The sequence below is a fragment of the Caulobacter sp. GW821-FHT09B11 genome, assembly GCF_059418205.1.
Window position 1 is genome coordinate 31381 of record NZ_JBWKPK010000023.1, and the last position, 17601, is coordinate 48981.

Genomic DNA, 17601 nt, shown 5'->3' on the forward strand with positions numbered 1-17601 from the left:
GGTCGACCGCCGGGCGCGCGATTCGCAGTATGGCGACCACCGGGCCGGAAAGGCGAGCCTTGCGCAAAGCACAACCGATCAGGGCAGTCGGAAAGGTTTTGCGGCTGGCAGGGCGGCATCCGGGACGGACCGCTCCGGCGCTGGTGGCGACGACCTGGCGCCTACTCCTCCCAATCTTCCCCACCCCAATCCATCTCGACAAGGCCGAGATCAGGGTCCTCGACCGAAACGAGCTCGGCAGACGCCAACGGCCAGCTGTCGTCGAGGATAGCGTCCGCTAACCGTACACGGGCTCTAAATGAGCGCGATGGCGGATAACGACGCCCCGGCTGTAGCCCGACTGCTTGCCCTTGCCCCAGGCGTGATGTTCCAGGCTCACCTCCGCCAGTTCGAACCGGAAGATCCGAACCGCGCCGTCTAAAAGGTGCGGTGAGACCGCCTGCACGGCCGCCTCGCCCAACGCCCATCCCAAAAGGCGCTCGGCCAGTCGCGCATAGGCCCGATCGCCCTCGCCGCCAGGAGCCAGTAGATCGGCCTGCAAGCGAAGGCGGGTGGCTGCGTCCTCGACGCCAGCGACGTAGTAGGAGACGCGGGGCTCGAACAAGCCCTCTGCCACCTTCACCGATGGGGCCTGGACCCGCCACTCCCCGGTCGTACGGTGATAGTCGCCGGCCGTGACGCCAAGACCCGCCAAGGCCAGGCAGGCGGGGACTGGCTACCAGCCGTCCAGGGTCGCCACGGCCGGCGGATGACGCTCGCGTTGCTTCTGCCGCTTGATCTCGGCGATGGCGGCGTGCACGCCGGCCCGGTCGGCGATGTCACGGCCGCGAATGTCGCGGGCCAGGCGTCGCGCGCCGTCGAAGTCGACGCCCAAGGCCAGCAGCGCGCGGCGCTCGGCGTAGCTTGCCAGGGCCGGATCGCCGCCCAGGATCCGCAGCGAGGTGAAGTTGGACTCAGTCTCCATCAGCATCGCCAGCACGAACAGGAACGGAATCAGGGCCAGGGAGAGCAGGATCGGATCGAGGAACTCGCGCAGCGTGTTCCAAGTCAGGAAGTCCTCGGGCTCCTTGAAGACCCCCACGAGGCTGAACAGGATGATGGCCAGGCCGACATAGACCTGTAGGCCGCTCAATGGCTTGACGATGATGGCGGTGTCGGGGTCGCGGGGCGCCACCGCCAGCATCATCGCCACCAGGGTCATGGCTGGCAGCAGCAGCAGCTCGCCCCAAAGCGGCAGGGTGTGGACCTCCGACAGGAAGACGACGATTTCGGTCCAGGCGATCGCCTCGGCGATCAGCCGACGCGCCGCGCCCGGCTGCGCCGCCAATTTCATCGCCGAGAACCCGCTGCCCAGCGCGACCGTCGCCCACCACACCAGGGTGGTCTTCAGGTTGGACGGCCGCCAGGCCCCCACCATTGAAAGCCCGACTACGACCACGGCGACGTAGACGCTGCCCGCCAGATAGGTCGCCACGAGCTTGGGCTGCAAAGCAGCCTTCACGACGCCCCACAGGCTTCTGCGGCCCGTCGGCCAGATCAGCAAGGCCGCCAGAAAGACGGCGATATAGATCAGCGCAACCCATTCGCGGCCGTTCAGGTCAAAACCGTAGGCGGCCGGATCGAACGGGACGGGTTTGGCGACTGAAGCGGTCGGATTCGGCATCGGCTCCAGGGGTCTGCGGGCGGGGCCCGAACGTGAGGTTGCGAGTCGGACGACGGCTCTGCTGGACATTGTGCTCAAGCTTGGACGAAATCCACCCGACGCCGCCGCGATCCGGCCGGATCGCCAAGGCCTGGGCCGGAAGGGCCCCCGGGGAGCAGAGACCATGACGCGGCGACGAAAGCGGCCAGAGCGGGTCTACAAGTACCGCGCCTTCAGCCAACGGACGCTGGAGATGCTGGTGGAGGACACGCTGTTCTTCGCCGATCCGAGCACTTTCAACGATCCGCTCGACGCCAAGCCGCGCCTGGAAGCAGACTTGGACGCCGCGGCGCTGGAAAAGGTCCTCGAGCAGTTGGTGATCCAGAGGGTGACCGCCGAGTTGTCCGCCGCCGCCAGGACCATCCGCTACAAGGGTCCCAAGACGGTCGACCACATCGCCCGCCAAAGCCAGCTGACCTTCACGCGCCTGCTGGAAAATATCCGGTACAACGCCACCGATCCGGAGCACGAGATCGAAGACCCGCTGCAGCACCTCCTGGGCCGCAGCGTTGAGACCGAGCTCATGCGGCGTTACGACAAGGGCCTGGTGTCACTGGGCATTCGCCCCAACTGCCCGTTGATGTGGAGCCACTACGGCGACCAGCACCACGGCCTGTGCATCGGCTACACCGTGCCGGAGGACGCCAACCTCCACCAAGTCCGATACGGCGGCGCGCCGGTCGTCAAGGCCAGCCTGGTCCAAGCCATGTTGCGCGGCGTGGCTAGCGCGCGCGAACGGGTCGATCAGGCGGTCCTGCTGCGCAAGGCCCCCGACTGGATGTACGAGGACGAGTGGCGACTGATCGGCGATCGCGGCGCACAGGACAGCCCCCTGGAGCTCAGTGAGGTCGTCTTCGGCCTGCGCTGTCCCACCGCCGTTCAATATGCGGTGTTCCGGGCGCTGGAGACGCGCCAGCAGGGGGTGACATTTTTCGACATCCACCGTCGGCCGGGCACCTTCGACTTGGTCAAGGAAGCCCTGGACACCGATGAGCTTTGCCGCGCTCTGCCACGACGCGCCCGCGACCGTCTGGAATGGTTTGACGAGGTGGACGACCAGGCGAGCGAGGCGGTGCCGACCTAAGCCAAACACCAAACATCGTCGCCCTTCCTGCGATCCAAGAGAAAGCTCTCCCATGCCGCCAGCGCCGGACAAGCGTCGTCACCATTATGTGCCCGTCACCTATCTGAACGGATTTGCCGATGGGGCCGGGAAGGTTGCGGCGTATCCCAAGGACGAGCCGACGCGGGTCTTCAAGTCTAAGCCCGACCGCATCGCCTTCGAGAACTACTATTACTCCCAGGTCACGCCCGACGGGCACGCCGACAACAACACCTTGGAGGACCTGTTCAGCGGCGTGGAAACGACCTGGCCGGGCCTGGTTGCGGATCTGGCGGCCTGCCGTCCTCTCGGCGCGAAGGCCGGGGTCCTTTTCGAATTCATCGCCCTGTTGCGTGTGCGGGTGCCGGCCGCCCGCGACGCGGTCGAGCGCTTCGACGCCGAGGCCGTGCGCATGACCCTGCGCCAGTTGGACGCCCGAGGCGATCTTCCGCCGTGGCCGGCGGGATTGGACGCGGAGAAGGTGGTGATCTCGATCGATCCCAACCGCAGCCTGCAGGCCATGCCGCACCTGCTCAAGGGTCTGGCGAGCCTTATCGAGCGCCTGGGCTTCGAGGTCGTCCACAACGCCACGCCGATCGACTTCATCACCAGCGACAACCCGGTGATCCACTATGACCCGGAGCAGCCGACCGACCGGCTGCGCCCGTACGACACCCCACCGGGGCGACCCGCCGTGCTTCTGGTGCCGCTGACGCGCCGGTTGCTGCTGCGCGGGCGCACCGGCCTGCCGATCCTCAAGACCGGCGACGAGATCGGCCGGGCGGAAATCCGCGACCAGGCGGAGATAGAGCGGCTGAACGGCCTGATCGCCCGGTTCGGCTACCGCTTCGTGTTCGCCGCCGATGCGGAACTGGGCCCGAAACTCGCCCTCTTCGCCGAGCACTCGCCGATCGCGGACTTCCAGCATCTTCCCCTGGCTAAGGGCAGCATGCTGACGACGCGGTTCACCTTTGGAGCCCGTCCGGACAAGCCCCGTTGGGCGCCGACCAACGCGGCCTGACGGGTCGCGTCGGCCCAGAGTCGATCATAATGGGCTTAGCAGGTCCATCTGCGGCGGGCCGGCGCCGCCCTGAGCCATGGCGGACGGGGTGCATGATGTCTGGCCCGCGACTATGAGCTGATGGCGGCAATGATCTTTGGCAAGGTCCCGCTGTTCGACACCGTGCTGGCGCCGGCGTTCGAGCTCGAACGAAGGCTCAACGCTGGGGCGACGCCGCCGATCGCTAAGCCTCCGGCGTTATCGCCCCCGTCGAACCGCGCGCTTGGGACGCACCAGCTCCAGACACATCTTTAAACCGGTGGGATCCACGCAGACCTCGCGGGGACGGCGACCGCCCAGCCGCGGGTCGGGATTGCTGATGAATGTGTTGGCCCAATCCTCTCCGTGTTCGGTGTTCGCCACGGCCCAAAGCTCCGCCAGGGCGTCCTGGGCCACGATCCTCTGAGCTTCCTCGCGACGCTGCTTGGCCAGCCGCTCGGTCAGGGCCTGCAGGGCCGCCTGTAAGTGCGCGGGGCTGGAACGTACCGCCTCCATTCGGGTCATGCGATTTTCTGGCGGTGCCGGACCCGCCATCCAGGCCTCCGCGCTTTCACCGCGCGCGACTAGGGCAGCTGCCCGGAACCGGGCCTCCCGATCGTCCGCCGCCGCCAAGGCGGCAGCCTCGGCCGCCAGGCGCCGCCGTTCAGCCACGTCCTTGCGCGCCTGCTCGGCGCGTTCCAGTGCGGGCCGCAGGGGAAGGCCCATCACGTCGACGGACGCGTCGTAGCGCCAGAAGGCCCCGTCGATCAGCCCAAACGCCGCTTTGAGCGCTTTCCAGGCCGCGCCACCGCTCGCCGCCACCGCCCGGGGCGGAGGGCTGACGGGTCCCGATCGGCCTAGCCAGGCCTCGCGGTCGAAACCGTTGCCTTCCGGTCCAGCGCGCTTGAGGATCTCCTCTAGGCGCATGCATAGGTCGTCGATCCGATCCTGGCTTTCGCGGGCCTCGCGGGCCTGTTGAAGGATCTGCTGGTGTACCTTGAGCGGCGGGCGCCAAAGGTCGTTGTCGGCCACGACCAGCCCCGCCTTCTGCAGGCCCCTCAAATAGGCGCGAATCAAACCGGTGGGTGTGTTGAAGTCCGGCGCCAGCGCGCGCGCTGCAGCGATCAGTTCGGCGTCGCGCGAAACCCCGAACAGCGGCGGCAAAAACCCTTGGCGCTCAAGGCGCTCGCGCAAGGCCACCACCGACAGGCCGTTACGCCCGTGCCAGGGCTGCTGGTCGATCACCACCGTCTTCAGGACGAGAGCTTGCCAAGCCTTGGGCGAGACGTTGAACGCCTTCGCACCGCGTGAGACCGGGACGCCGATGTAAGCGGAGAGTTCCACGGCCTCGATCTGGGCGAGCGCGCTGCGGACGGCAGGCAGGTAAGTCCCATCCTTGGGGCGAGGGAGGGCGGCCCAATGGCCCACCAGGGTCTTGGCCTGGCGCAAAACCTTCTGGCGCGCGGCCTCGGCCCGGTCGGCTAAGACCTGAGTCACCTGCGCCTCGACCGCGTCCTGGGCCGGATTAAACAGCCACTTGCGCGGGGCGCTGACCAGCACCGCCTCCCGCACCGTCTCGAGATCGGCGCGGCGCGGCAGTTTCGACAGATCGATCTCGATGGCCGAGGTCTTCTGCGCGCGGATTCTTTCGACCTTCTCGGAGTCGGAGGCATGCGTGACCAGAATCTCAATGATCAGGTCGCTGGCGCGCCGTCTTAGGACCACATCGGCCACCACACCCGGAAAGACCACTTCCATCTTTCCAGACTCGAAAACCTGGTGCTTGGCGGCATGCGTCTGCCGGCGTACGCCCTCGCGCTCGGCGGAGATGGCCGGCAGAGTAAGCCCCAGCTCGTCCATGACCATTTGTTTACCCAACTTGTGCAGGGCCGTCTCCAGCGCCCCAACACAGGCGCCATCACGCGCATGGGCGAAATGGTCCGCCCGCGGCTTTGGCCTTGCGCCGGATTTGCGGGCGATCAGCGGCTCCTCGCAGGCTGGACAGATACAGCCGCAGGCGCGTCCGCTGACCACCTCGTGGATCGAGACGATGCGGCCCTCGGCCGTCTGGCCGAACGCCAGGCGAACCGTTCCCCGCCGCCATGGGCTATGATCATGATCCAGACGCGCCACGACCAAATCCTGCGCTGCGTCGCGTCCGGACACCAGGGGCGCAATCGGCCCCTACGACCGGGCCTGTCGCAGAGCCGAGCTCAGGATTGATAGAAATAGTTTTCAAGGATTAGGCCGCCGAGTCCAGCACGACGGATTGGGCGCGCTAAGGTGTTCAATCAGAAATAGTCGGTGACGATAACGGACCCCAGAGGGCAAATGGCCGACGAGCCACGGCCTGCGGGTCGTTACCCTTCAGCGAGGACCCATGGCCAAGAGGCACCGTCCGACTAGTCCCTTGCGTGAAATCAACGCCACCGTGGCTACCGCCACACCCGCTGAGGGCGTTTCGGCGCAGTCCAGCTTCAAGGCGACCTTGGCCGAGCTGGAACAACTCGTAAAGGAGAGCGACGGTGTCGAGGTGATGGCGCGGTTGGCGTTCTCGCTTCTCTACTCGCTGGGCCGCGATCCGCAGCGCCAAAAGCGACAAACGGTGCAGGTGTTTCACCTGGAGCTGCTGCAGGCGCTCTATCTGTCCAAGCCGAGGACCGCGACCGACGCGGACACCGATCACGCGGCCATGGCCGGGCGGGCAATGACCCTCATCACCGACCATGCCGCAGCCTTTCTCGACCGCTCCAGCGGCCGGGTCGCCGAAGATCCGACCGAAGACGCCCGGTTGGCGCTCGTCGATCAGGTCCAGCGATGGTCGCTGGCAGTCCGGGGCGCGCGGCACATCCACCAGACGCTCGGGTTTCTCAAAAACGTCGCGCCTTCACTCGACGTGGCCTTCCATAGGAAGTTCGGCTGCACCTTGGACGAGGTTGTCAAGTTGATCGAGGGCTTCTTCGATCTGCTGTCTCAGCGCTTCAATGCGGATCGGGCCTGGCGTCGGAAATGGATATGGGAGCGCGGATCGCGCGCCTACAAGGTGGACGCGTTCTGCACCCGGTTCCCGGAAGAGGCCGCCGAGCGGTTCCGCGCAGAGGCGGTCCGCCCCGGGCTGTCGCACCAACACCTCTTCGGTCTCATGTGGGTCACCGCAGAGCGCCTGCTGGCCGGCGTCTTCACGTTTCGGTACGAGGACATCGACGCGCGCTTCCGCACAGGCGAGGAGACCGCTCTACGGGCCTTCCTCGACAGACTGTCCTATCGCTTCGGTGATCTAGCGCACGTGCCGGCGGACCGCATCCAGCTCGCCAATCCCGTCCGTCTGCGGCCATTCGTGCGGCTGGATGACGGCAGCTATTTCGCCGCCAATTCTGCCAGCCTGGGGACTGGTCTGGTCGAAGTGATCGAAGACCTGTGCGCCGATGACGTCAAGCTCAAAGAGCGATGGGAGCGGGCTAAGGGCGATTGGCTGGAGATCAAGCTCAAGCAGGTCGTGAAGGCTGGTCTGCCCCATGCCGACGTTTGGTCGAAGGCCAAATGGGTCGACGACGAGGACAAGGAATGGGAATCCGATGTCGTCGCCGTCATCGACAAGACCGTGCTGGTGTTCGAAGCCAAGTCGGGACGCATCAGCGCCCCGGCGCGCCGGGGCGCACCCGAGCGCCTGAAGAGCGATCTGAAGAAGCTGGTCGTCGATGGCTCGGAGCAGTCTGAACGATTCCGGGACCGCGTCGCCAAGGCCAGCGGACCCGTCACCTTCACAACAGCCGATGGGCCCCTGGCCTTGGACCCGCAAGCGGTCCGCCGGATTACGCGGGTCACCGTGGTCTTCGATTCCTTGGGCTCGCTGTCGGCGCACTGGCCGCAACTGGTCGAAGCCGGCCTGCTGCCATCCACCACCAATATTGCTCCGACCATGAGCGTCTTCGAGCTGGAAACCGTGTTCGAGGTGCTGACGCTCGAACTTGAGCGCTGTCACTACCTGCACCGGCGCTCGGATTTCGAGAAGAACGCGCGCTACACGGCCGACGAACTCGATCTCCTCGCTTTCTATCTAGACACTCAGTTCAATGTTGGTGAGGCCGAGTTCGATGGTACACCATTCGAGCTCTACGGAGCCTCGATCTCGCTGGCGGCGGGCTACAGCGAGCGGCGCGCCGCCGGAACCCTGGCGTTCCCAATTGAGCGCTCTAACTTATGGAGCCGACTGCTCAACGCCCTGGAAGATGCTCGGCCTGTCGGATGGACGCGGTTCGGCTACCGCCTTTTGTGTGCAGACCTGAAGGGACAGAAGACCTTCGAGAGCTTGGTGCGGCAAGGATGGCGAGCGGTGGAGCGCAAGCCAAACCACTTCTTCACAACGGGGATCACCTTCGGGAGCCGCGACTACAAACACACGATCGCCTTCGCGATAGGCGCCCCCAACTCACCAGAGCAGTTCCGGCAGAACATCGGTCACGCATCACGTTCGGCCGGCTTGCAGGGCGGGCAGGACAACTTGCTGCTGCTCTACTGGTTTTTCCCGAAGACGGGGCACGCCTACGACTTCATTGGCGTGATGCAGACCGCCGGCCAGATCGAGACCTCAGCCCGCCGGACCTGATGTCCGTCCCTGAACGGACCGGAGGAGCGCTTTCGAAAATCCGTGTCAACCGCAGCAATTGGCGCGAATTCGTCAGGAAGGACAGAGGCCAGCCGATGCTGGACGACATTTGGATGCGACCGATTTTCGATGGCGAGGCGCCGGCGCTGCAGCCTTTCGAATGATGCTTACTTTCGCTTGCGATTTGGGTTCGCCCTGCGACGTCGAGGACCTACTAGAGTGGGGAAGGACGATGTCAGTCCTCGGCTTCGTCCTCGGGGGGGCCGCTGGTCTCGACCTCGGACGGCGGATGACGATGCAGCCAGGAAAATTGCCGAGCCAGGCGCAGGTCCACATCGATGTCGAGGTCGCGTTCATAGGCATCGGCGTCCAGGGCTTGGCCGTGGATTTCGCGTAGCCGGGCCTCTAGGGCCTCAGGGTCTAGCAGCGACGCCAGGCTGTTATAGCCGCCCTGGTCGAAATCACTGACGTTCGGTATGCCCGACTCCATGCCCCAGGCCACGGCGGTCACCGCGCGCAGAAACCGGCTGGCGCTGGCCGGGTCGTGGGCGATGAGGGCGGCGAGACGATGCTTAACTGCGGTCTCGGCCGTCGAGCCGCCGCCCCGAATCACCGCGAACATGACCTGCGAGAACCTGTCTCCCAGGGTTTCGAAGGGGTCCGCCAGCCCAACGACCGCCTCGGCCACCAGGCTAAGGAGCCGTTGCTGGCGATCGGCCTCGATGAACCCTCGCGACTGGCCCTCCTCGTCACGCCGGGCCCGAGCGAACCGCAGAACCTCGATGACAAACGGGATCGCCAGTGTTGACCGGGCCAGGGGATCGAGCACGGCGTCCTGACCCGCCTGATCCAACCTGCCCAGCAAATGCGCCACTAGGATCGCCGCTTGCCTGAAGACCCAATCGCCCACAAGGGGCTCGCCGGAGCGGGGCAGGCGGCCGCCCCGGTCGGCTAGGGCAGAGGCGAGCACCGGAGCCGCAGCGGCCGGTATGAGGTCCTCGCGCAGTCTCAGCTTACGGATCAGGACCTCGGCGGCGCTGCGCTCGAGCGCTTTATCGAAGGCCAGGCCGACTGCTTCCACCGCGCCCTGGGTCGCATCCTCGACGATTGCGTCGACCGTTTGGTCCGAGAGGTCGCCGGTTGGCACCGCATAGGTGAAATAGCGATGGAAGTAGTCCCGGCTGCAGACCCGCTTTTCAATATTCCACCGCGTGTCCCACTCGCTGCCGTAACCCATGGTCCCGGTCCGGGGAAACAGGTGGGTGATCAGGTCTTCGATCCCGGACTTCTGGGGCCCGTCGATGGGCAGGGCGTCGATCAACGTCTGGACCGGACTGGGCGGAGCCGGGGGCCCGAAGTGGTTGCGATTGTCGTGCAACAGCGCTTGGGGGTTTTGGCGAATCGCCTGGTAGACGGCTGGATAAAACACGCGCAGACCTTCGATCAGGATCTGGTCGACGATGCGCACCTCGCCCTTCAGCATCGGCACGGCGAAGGTGAGGGCATTGTCGAAGAGCTTGACTTGGCGGGGCGTCCTCAAGACCTCGCCGAAGGCCGAGACGAGATTGTTGGCCAGCTCGTACTGTTCGCCCTCAACCAGTGTCAGATCGCTCTCGCGCACGGCCCGGTCGCAGCAGGTGAACAGCATTGTGCGCAGAGTCTCGGGCTTGGCCGGCGGAAGATGCAGCGGAGCCTGGACGATCTTTTCCAGGAAACGGCGCCCTGCGGCGATGTCGCCGGAACCATAGGCCTCGCCCAGCGCCTCGGCGACGATCACGTCGTCGAAGGCCAAGACATAGGTAGTGTGGTCGAAGTCGCCCGACAGGCGCACCAGTTTGAACAGGGTCTGGATGTCGGCACGGTCCAGACGATCTATGTCATCGACGAAGACCACGACCTTCTTACCGTGCTTCTTCAGGACCTGGCCGATCTTGTCGCGCGCTTCGATGAGGCTTTCCGAACTTATGGCCTCGCCATAGGCGGCGACGGCCTCGCCGACATGAGGGATGGCCTTGCCGAAGCGGGAGACCAACGTGGCGACGTTCTCCTTGGTGAACCATCCGGTCTTCTCCAGCGCCTCGCCGAGCGACTGGAAGAAACTCTTGGTGATGGCCTCGGTGCTGGCGCCGTAGAACCACGGATTATAGGTTATCGACACGACATCGTCGTTGCCGGCCAGCGCCTCCTGGATCAGCTGCAGCACAGAGGTCTTGCCATCGCCCCAGGGACCGTAGATCCCGACGACGAGGCTTGACGGGTCGCTGCGCCGGGCGATGATGTTGGCCACCTGGCCGGCGAAGGGCGCGCGATCAAACCGATCCTCGGCCCGCGTGGAGATCGGGCGGTCGGCCTGGATCGACAGGCCCGGACCGGCGGGCTGATCCTGAGAGGCAGGCGCCGCCATGGGCTTGGTCTTTGGCCTGGAACGGTCGAATATTCCCATGGCGCAGCTTAACGGACTTCAACCCAGGAGCGCAACGCCGCGCGGACCTCGCAATGCCTCAGCGCCTTCAGGGCTACCTGACGGCGTATCGGTATCTCCTGGTAGAGCTTGGCGAACCCTGCGAGCGGCAATTCCCCCCGTCGTCAACCTAATGGCTACGGAACTAAAGAGCCGATCGACCAAAGGTTTTTCTGCACGGCACCTGGCTCAATGGGAGTGGCGCGCCTCGCCGCGCTTTACCTGGACGCGGCGGCTTGTGCGCCGACGCGCGCATCGGGGACTGGAATTCGGAGAAATTGGAGTTATGGTGAAGTCTGAGCCCGACCCCAGGGCTCGGCCGCTGCCATAGCGAAGGATCCAAGGTCCAAGGGGTGTTTCGACCTTTCGCGACCGTCCCTCACCAACGGCCGTAGAAACGAGCAGCACGTTTCGTCAGGCCGCTGAGGAACGATTGCATGTACTCCACCTATGACGGTGCCAAGCGCCGCGCCCAGACCCTCGCCGGCTTCCTGCGCGACGCCGAGGTCCCCATCCCGCTGAATGTCTGCCAGCAGGCGATGGCCCGCGCCGGCGGCTATCGCGACTGGGTTCATCTACGTCAGGCCCTGGTCAAGGGCGTCCGGCGCCCCGCCACGCTTGACGGATTTCTCCGCCGGTTCGTCCTGGTTCTGCCTGATCAGGCTGTAGGCCCCGCCTACCGCTGGGCCGAGGCAGAGATCTCATACCTAACGACCCGCACGCGGCGGGACCCGCCCGAGCGCGAGGACATCGACTGGTACGCCCGCGTCCACGAGTACGCCTTCGCGATCGGCGTGCTCCACCGCTCGCGCACGCCCTTGCTGGTCCCCGGTTCCGGGGCGGGCCAGCGCCTGCGCCAAGCCATCATCTGCGAACTCTGCACCGGGCTTTCGAAACCGCGGCTCGACTGGAAGATCTTCGTCCTAACGTTCGACGGACCTATAGAGGATCACCTGCGCGATGAAGTGGCCCATCCCCATTTCGAGCGTGAGCTCGCGCGGCTGTGCGACGCCGGCATTCTGGAGTGGGACGCCGCCAGCCAGACCCTTCGCCTCAACCCGCCACCCCTGGCGGTGCTGCGCGCTCACATCGCCAAGTGCCGCGAGCACGACGCCGAGTACTGGCGCGAGGCGGCCTGAAACGTCGTGTTTCTGACGTGACGTGCGAGTCCGCTTCTGGCGCAATGGGGCTTCAGCGTCAGCCAAACTGTTTTCCCGTGAACGCAACCGCCGCCGCGCCGTTGTCTGCTTGGGTCAAGCTTGTGGCCTAGTTGGGGGGGCGACGACGCGTGACCGTGCAACAGGGACTGTCCTTTGGCCTGATCGGCGCGACCGTGCTGTGCTTCATCTGGGGGCGGTGGCGCTACGACCTGATCGCCCTGGGCGCCCTGGCTGTCGGCGTGGTCTTCGGGCTGATCCCGATCAAGTCGGCCTTCGACGGCTTTTCCAACGACATCGTGGTGATCATCGCCAGCGCCCTGGTTCTGAGCGCCGCCATCGCGCGTTCGGGCCTGGTCGACACCCTGATGGCGCCGCTGCTGCCGCACCTGAAGGACGAGCGCAGCCAGGTCCCGGTGCTGGCGTCGGTCACCACGGTGCTGTCGATGGCCACCAAGAACGTCGGAGCCCTGGCCCTGATGATGCCCTCGGCCCTGCGCATCGCCCGAAACACCGGCGTATCTCCGGGCCGCCTGCTGATGCCGATGTCGTTCGGCTCGCTGGTCGGGGGCCTCGCCGTTCTGGTCGGCACCTCGCCCAACATCATCGTCTCTGAGGTGCGGCAGGAGGCGCTGGGCAAGCCGTTCAGGATGTTCGACTTCATGCCTGTGGGCGGGACCCTGGCGGTTCTGGCCATTGTCTATCTGGCCTTCGCTTATCGCCTGCTGCCCAAGGGACGGACCGCGGCCATCGACATCGACGCGGCCCTGGCCGCCAACGCCTATGTCACCGAGGTGGAAATCCCTGAAGGCTGGAGCTTCGAGCGCTCGCGGGTGGGCGACCTGCAGAGGGCGGCGGGGGAGGCGGTCGTCGTCGTGGCCCTGCTTCGCGGCCGCAAACGCATTGCATCTCCCCATCCCAATCGCAAAGTCTTGCCCGGCGATGTGTTGTTGCTGGAGGGTCAGCAACAGGCGCTGAACGAACTGATCGTCAAGGCCAGGCTCAAGCTCAGCGACGCCGACCGCCCGGTCGTCATGGACGAGCCCACCGACGAGGTTCGAGTGGTCGAGGCGGTCATCGGGGCGGAGTCCGATCTGATCGGCCAGAGCGCCCGGGGACTGACCCTCAACGACACCTATGGCGTGAACCTGCTCGGCGTCAGCCGGGCGGGCTATCGCATGGCCGGGCGCCTGGCGACTGTGAAGATGAAGGCCGGCGACATCCTGGTGCTGCAGGGCGCCGAACAGCTGCTGCCGACGGCCTTGCAGGCGCTGGGCTGCTTGCCCCTGGCCGAACGCGAGGTCCGCCTGGGCGGCTTTCGCCACGCCCTGTTGCCGACCGCCATCCTGACCGTGGCCATGCTGCTGGTGGCGTTCGGCGTCCTGCCGGTGGCCGGCGGCTTCTTCGCCGCCGCCGTGCTGGTGGTCGCCACCGGCGCGCTGCGGATGCGCGAGGCCTATGCGGCTCTGGATGCGCCGGTGCTGGTGCTGGTCGCCGCCCTGATCCCGGTCAGCGACACCGTGCAGGCCAGCGGCGGCACTGACCTGATCGCCGGCTGGCTGTCGGGCGCGTTCCACGGTCTTCCGCCGCTTCTCACCTTGACAGCGATGATGGCGGTGGCCATGGCCGCTACACCGTTCCTGAACAATGCCGCCACCGTGCTGATTGTCGCGCCGATCGGCCTGGGCCTGGCTAAGCACCTGGGCCTCAGCCCCGATCCCTTCCTGATGGCCGTGGCGGTGGGGGCCGGCTGTGATTTCCTCACGCCCGTCGGCCATCAGTGCAACACCCTGGTGCTGGGTCCGGGCGGCTATCGGTTCGGCGACTACGCCAGGCTCGGCGCGCCGCTGACCGTCCTGATCCTGCTGGCGGCGCCCAGCCTCATCGCCTGGGTGTGGCCGTTCGTGGGGCGATGAGGTCTTCGCGTCCCGAGACGGGCGAGGGGTTTGTCTTGGTCCGAGGTTTTGCTATCTCGAAGGCAGAGATCGGGCCGCGCCGCGGCCGGGCTGGCGCCGTCGGGCGAACCCAGTCAGGCGTCCGTCGATAACCGGACGCCGCGTCGCAACCCCCGAGGGGCGCGGCGGATCTCGGTCGACGACATCCGCCATGCCTGGCTCGGCCGTCACGAGGACTGGCCATGATCCACAAGTTCGCCCGACGTTCGCTCGCCGGTTTCAAGGCGTTCATCGCCAATGAGGCCGCCGGCGGGTATGTACTGATGGCCGCCGCGGCCCTGGCCCTGGTCGTGGCCAACTCGCCGCTGGCTGGCGGCTATTTTCGCGCGCTCGACCTGCACCTGGGCTTCGGCCTTGGCCCCGTGCGTCTGGAGGAGAGCCTCCTGCACTGGATCAACGACGGCCTTATGGCCCTGTTCTTCCTGCTCGTCGGGCTGGAGATCAAGCGTGAGGTCCTCGATGGGCAGTTGTCGCGTCCCGCCGATGTGCTCTTGCCGGGCGCCGCCGCCCTGGGCGGCGTCGTCTTGCCGGCCGCGATCTATCTGGCCTTCAATTTCAAGCACCCCGCCAGCGCTGCCGGATGGGCCATTCCGTCGGCCACGGATATCGCCTTCGCCCTCGGGGTCCTGGCCCTGCTGGGGCCGCGTGTCCCCACCTCGCTGAAGATCTTCCTGACCGCCATCGCTATCATGGACGATCTAGCGGCCATCGTGATCATCGCCCTGTTCTACACCGCCCAACTGCACCTGCTGGCCCTGGCCGGGGCGGGCGGCGTCCTGGTGGCGCTGATCGGGCTCAACCGCTTGAAGGTGATGAGCCTTTGGCCCTACCTGCTGCTGGGCGCGGTCCTCTGGTTCCTGGTGCTCAAGTCGGGAATCCACGCCACCCTGGCTGGCGTCGCCCTGGCCCTGACCCTGCCGCTGCGCGGCGGCAAGGCTTCGCCGCTGCACCGGCTGGAGCACGCCCTGCACAAGCCCGTCGCCTTCGGAGTCACGCCAATCTTCGGCTTCGCCAACGCCGGCCTGTCGTTCGCTGGGGTCGGATTTGCAGCTCTGCTCGATCCCGTGCCGCTGGGCGTGGCCCTGGGCCTCTTCGTCGGCAAGCAACTGGGGGTGTTCGGTGTCGCCTTCGGCCTGATCAAGCTGGGCTGGGCCCGCCTGCCACGTGGCGCCTCGCTGGCCCAGCTCTACGGCGTGGCGGTGCTCTGCGGCGTCGGGTTCACCATGAGCCTGTTCATCGGCGGCCTGGCGTTCCAGGATCCGCGTCTGGTCGATGAGACCAAGATCGGCGTGCTGGCCGGATCCCTGGCCTCGTCCCTGGCGGGAATGGCCATCCTGACCTGGGTCGCCCGGCGTCGGTCCGCCGCATCGGCCCGATCGGCCGGCCAATAAAGCGCCGGATAGCGCGAGCCGTCAGGCCGGGCGGGCGCCGGCTCGTCGCGCCGTGGCGATGATTTCGGCCAGGATGTCGGCCCCGTCGTCGAGCCGGGCCAGATTGCGCCGCGAAATGGTCTCCAGGATCTGCGCGCCGCGGGGCCGCAGTTCCAGCACCACGCGGCGGCGATCGGCCTCGGCGCTACGCCGCGTCACGAGGTCTTGCTCGACGAGCCGGGCCACGAGCTCGACAGTGCTGTGGTTCTTGATCAACAGGCTCTGAGCCAACTGCCCTATCGAGATCGGCTCCGGACCTGGGTGGGCCTTGATCGCCAGCAGGGCCTGATGCTGCTGGCTCGACAGGCCGTGGGCTCGCGCGCCGTCCTCGCTGAACGCCAGGAACTGCCGGATCGCCTGGCGAAACTCCGCCAGGGCTCGATAGTCCTGCGGCTGCAGGGCCGCCTCGTCCGCAAGGGAGGCGGCAAGGGCTTCAGCGTGGGGCAGAGGGGATGCGGGCAAGGCGTACGATCCGGCGCCGCGCGGCTTGCGGCCTAGCGATGCTAGCACGTGAGCGCCGGGATCGACGCGGTCAACGTCGGACCGGGGGAGGCAGCGCCTGACGCTTGACCAACCGGCGGCCGATCCGGTAGGCGAACATACATCGTGGCACGATGTAATTTGAACCTTCGCTTCAGTTCGCGCCCGCCGACGGAACGCCTGTCCATGTCCTCGCCGCTGGAACGTCTCGAGCGCCAACGCAAGCTGGTGCGTCTGCGCGCCCGCCGCTCGCTGCGCACCGGCGCGGTCGTCGCCGCCGCCGTCGTCGCCGGCGGCGCGGCGGTGGCGTTCGCCAAGCTTTGCGACGAGGCGATGGACGTCCATGCGCGGCTGATCGCCGGCCGGGCCTGGCTGGGGCCGGTCCTGCTCGTCGTCGGCTTGCCGCTGTGCGTGGCGTTGATGCGCCGTCTGGCGCCAGCGGCGGCCGGCAGCGGCATCCCGCAGGTGATCGCGGCCGGCGAGATCGGGCGCGGCCGAGGCCTGGACGGCGAGAAGATCCACGACTCCCGGGTCTCGCTTCGCACCGCCCTGGTCAAGGTCGCCCTGGCCGCCCTGCTGCTGGTTTGCGGCGGCTCGATCGGCCGAGAGGGCCCCACCGTGCAGGTCGTCGCCGCGGTGATGGTGTTCCTGACCGGATGGCTGCGGGGCGGGCCGGGGCGACGGACCTTGCTGATCGCCGGCGGCGCGGCGGGCGTCTCGGCCGCCTTCAACACCCCCATCGCCGGCATCGTCTTCGCCGTCGAGGAATTGGCGCGCGGCTTCGACAAGCGCGCCAACACCGTCGTCATCCTGGCCGTGGTCTCCGCGGGCGTGGCCGCCTTCGCCTTGGGGGGAAACTATGCCTATTTCGGCAATATGTCGGGTTCGGCAGGCTGGAACGCGTGGATCAGCGCGGCTCTGATCGGCGTGGCCTCGGGCCTGGTGGGCGGCCTTTTTTCCCGGCTGATGGCCGCCGTGCTGGTCGGAGACAATCCGGTACGACGCTGGAAGGATGCGAGGCCTGTCGGTTTCGCCGCGCTTTGCGGCTTGGCGGCGGCGGGGGCGGCCTTGGCCAGCGGCGGGGCGACCTATGGCGCTGGGTACAGTGAGGCCAAGTCGCTGCTGTTTGGCGGGTTTGCGTCCGGCGGGACCCTGGCTGCGGGCAAGTGGGTGGCGACCCTGGCCGCCGCGGCCAGTGGCGCGCCGGGCGGGGTCTTTGCGCCGTCTCTGGCGACCGGCGCGGGCCTGGGCGCGCTTTTTGCGCACCTGGCGCCGTGGGCGGGTGGCCGTGAGGCCGTCACCCTGGGCATGGCCGGCTATCTGGCCGGCGTGGTTCAGGCGCCTTTGACCAGCGCGGTGATCCTGATGGAGATGACACGCGATCCGGGTCTGGTTGGCCCGCTGCTGCTTTGCACCCTCGTCGCACGCCGATGCTCGGAGGCGATTTCACCAACGCCGCTCTATCACGCCCTGGCCAGGGCCTGGACCCGTCCGCGCCGGCGCGTGGGGGCGCAACCAACGCCCGAGGTTCCGGGGCCCGGACGGTGAGGATCCTCGACCTGGCGCGCCGCCTGCTGTCGGTCAGCGCGCTGCTCGTGATCGGCGGACTCGCCGTCAGCATCCTCACACATGACGCCTGGCTCATCGTCGGGCACGCCACGGGCGCGCT

Annotated in this window: 11 protein-coding genes and 1 pseudogene; 7 read left to right on the plus strand and 5 right to left on the minus strand. The window is 66.9% G+C overall.

Features of this window, described 5'->3' with window-relative positions; genetic code table 11:
- Positions 1-277: 277 nt before the first annotated feature.
- Together AC07N1_RS17165 and AC07N1_RS17170 are read right to left on the minus strand one after the other, a co-directional pair.
- Positions 278-604 (minus strand): hypothetical protein, encoded by a 327-nt coding sequence (locus AC07N1_RS17165; protein WP_494672902.1) that lies wholly within the window; start codon positions 602-604, stop codon positions 278-280.
- A 111-nt stretch (positions 605-715) separates the two neighbouring features.
- Positions 716-1663, minus strand: a complete 948-nt coding sequence (locus AC07N1_RS17170; RefSeq protein WP_494672903.1) for a hypothetical protein — start codon at positions 1661-1663, stop codon at positions 716-718.
- A 163-nt stretch (positions 1664-1826) separates the two neighbouring features.
- On the opposite strand from AC07N1_RS17170, the gene AC07N1_RS17175 reads away from it, so the two are divergent.
- A complete protein-coding gene (locus tag AC07N1_RS17175; RefSeq protein ID WP_494672904.1) occupies positions 1827-2786 on the plus strand; it encodes a DUF2971 domain-containing protein in 960 nt (319 codons plus the stop codon).
- 52 nt (positions 2787-2838) lie between these two features.
- A complete protein-coding gene (locus tag AC07N1_RS17180; RefSeq protein WP_494672905.1) occupies positions 2839-3825 on the plus strand; it encodes a DUF4238 domain-containing protein in 987 nt (328 codons plus the stop codon).
- A 237-nt stretch (positions 3826-4062) separates the two neighbouring features.
- Here the strand turns inward: AC07N1_RS17180 and AC07N1_RS17185 are convergent, their stop codons facing one another.
- Positions 4063-5976 carry a hypothetical protein gene (locus AC07N1_RS17185; RefSeq protein WP_494672906.1) on the minus strand — a complete coding sequence of 638 codons (1914 nt, stop codon included), beginning with the start codon at positions 5974-5976 and terminating at the stop codon, positions 4063-4065.
- A gap of 277 nt (positions 5977-6253) precedes the next feature.
- Between AC07N1_RS17185 and AC07N1_RS17190 the strand changes: the two genes are divergently transcribed.
- Positions 6254-8449: a hypothetical protein gene (locus AC07N1_RS17190; RefSeq protein ID WP_494672907.1), complete on the plus strand. Its 2196-nt coding sequence runs from the start codon at positions 6254-6256 to the stop codon at positions 8447-8449.
- A 235-nt stretch (positions 8450-8684) separates the two neighbouring features.
- Here AC07N1_RS17190 and AC07N1_RS17195 read toward each other — a convergent pair whose 3' ends face one another.
- Positions 8685-10853 carry a KAP family P-loop NTPase fold protein gene (locus AC07N1_RS17195; RefSeq protein WP_494672908.1) on the minus strand — a complete coding sequence of 723 codons (2169 nt, stop codon included), beginning with the start codon at positions 10851-10853 and terminating at the stop codon, positions 8685-8687.
- A 494-nt stretch (positions 10854-11347) separates the two neighbouring features.
- On the opposite strand from AC07N1_RS17195, the gene AC07N1_RS17200 reads away from it, so the two are divergent.
- From AC07N1_RS17200 to nhaA, 3 genes and pseudogenes are all read left to right on the plus strand, one after another.
- The gene (locus AC07N1_RS17200) at positions 11348-12049 is read left to right on the plus strand and encodes a hypothetical protein (protein ID WP_494672909.1); all 702 of its coding nucleotides are present in this window, start codon (positions 11348-11350) and stop codon (positions 12047-12049) included.
- A 149-nt stretch (positions 12050-12198) separates the two neighbouring features.
- Positions 12199-13983, plus strand: coding sequence for an SLC13 family permease (locus AC07N1_RS17205; RefSeq protein ID WP_494672910.1), 1785 nt, complete (start codon positions 12199-12201; stop codon positions 13981-13983).
- 221 nt (positions 13984-14204) lie between these two features.
- Positions 14205-15459, plus strand: a pseudogene (gene nhaA / locus AC07N1_RS17210) (Na+/H+ antiporter NhaA); the annotation flags it as partial.
- On the opposite strand, the gene AC07N1_RS17215 reads toward nhaA, so the two are convergent.
- The gene (locus AC07N1_RS17215; RefSeq protein WP_494672911.1) at positions 15435-15914 is read right to left on the minus strand and encodes a MarR family winged helix-turn-helix transcriptional regulator; all 480 of its coding nucleotides are present in this window, start codon (positions 15912-15914) and stop codon (positions 15435-15437) included. The pseudogene nhaA and the gene AC07N1_RS17215 overlap by 25 nt on opposite strands.
- 204 nt (positions 15915-16118) lie before the next feature.
- Here AC07N1_RS17215 and AC07N1_RS17220 point away from each other — a divergent pair, with 204 nt between their 5' ends.
- Positions 16119-17480: a chloride channel protein gene (locus AC07N1_RS17220; protein WP_494672912.1), complete on the plus strand. Its 1362-nt coding sequence runs from the start codon at positions 16119-16121 to the stop codon at positions 17478-17480.
- The last annotated feature ends 121 nt before the right edge of the window (positions 17481-17601 follow it).

What these genes read in the sequence shown, in the direction of transcription:
- AC07N1_RS17170 (WP_494672903.1), bottom strand. Translation starts at nt 1,663, where the DNA reads ATGCCGAATCCGACCGCTTCAGTCGCCAAACCCGTCCCGTTCGATCCG.
- AC07N1_RS17175 (WP_494672904.1), top strand. Translation starts at nt 1,827, where the DNA reads ATGACGCGGCGACGAAAGCGGCCAGAGCGGGTCTACAAGTACCGCGCC.
- AC07N1_RS17180 (WP_494672905.1), top strand. Translation starts at nt 2,839, where the DNA reads ATGCCGCCAGCGCCGGACAAGCGTCGTCACCATTATGTGCCCGTCACC.
- AC07N1_RS17195 (WP_494672908.1), bottom strand. Translation starts at nt 10,853, where the DNA reads ATGGCGGCGCCTGCCTCTCAGGATCAGCCCGCCGGTCCGGGCCTGTCG.
- AC07N1_RS17200 (WP_494672909.1), top strand. Translation starts at nt 11,348, where the DNA reads ATGTACTCCACCTATGACGGTGCCAAGCGCCGCGCCCAGACCCTCGCC.
- AC07N1_RS17220 (WP_494672912.1), top strand. Translation starts at nt 16,119, where the DNA reads ATGTCCTCGCCGCTGGAACGTCTCGAGCGCCAACGCAAGCTGGTGCGT.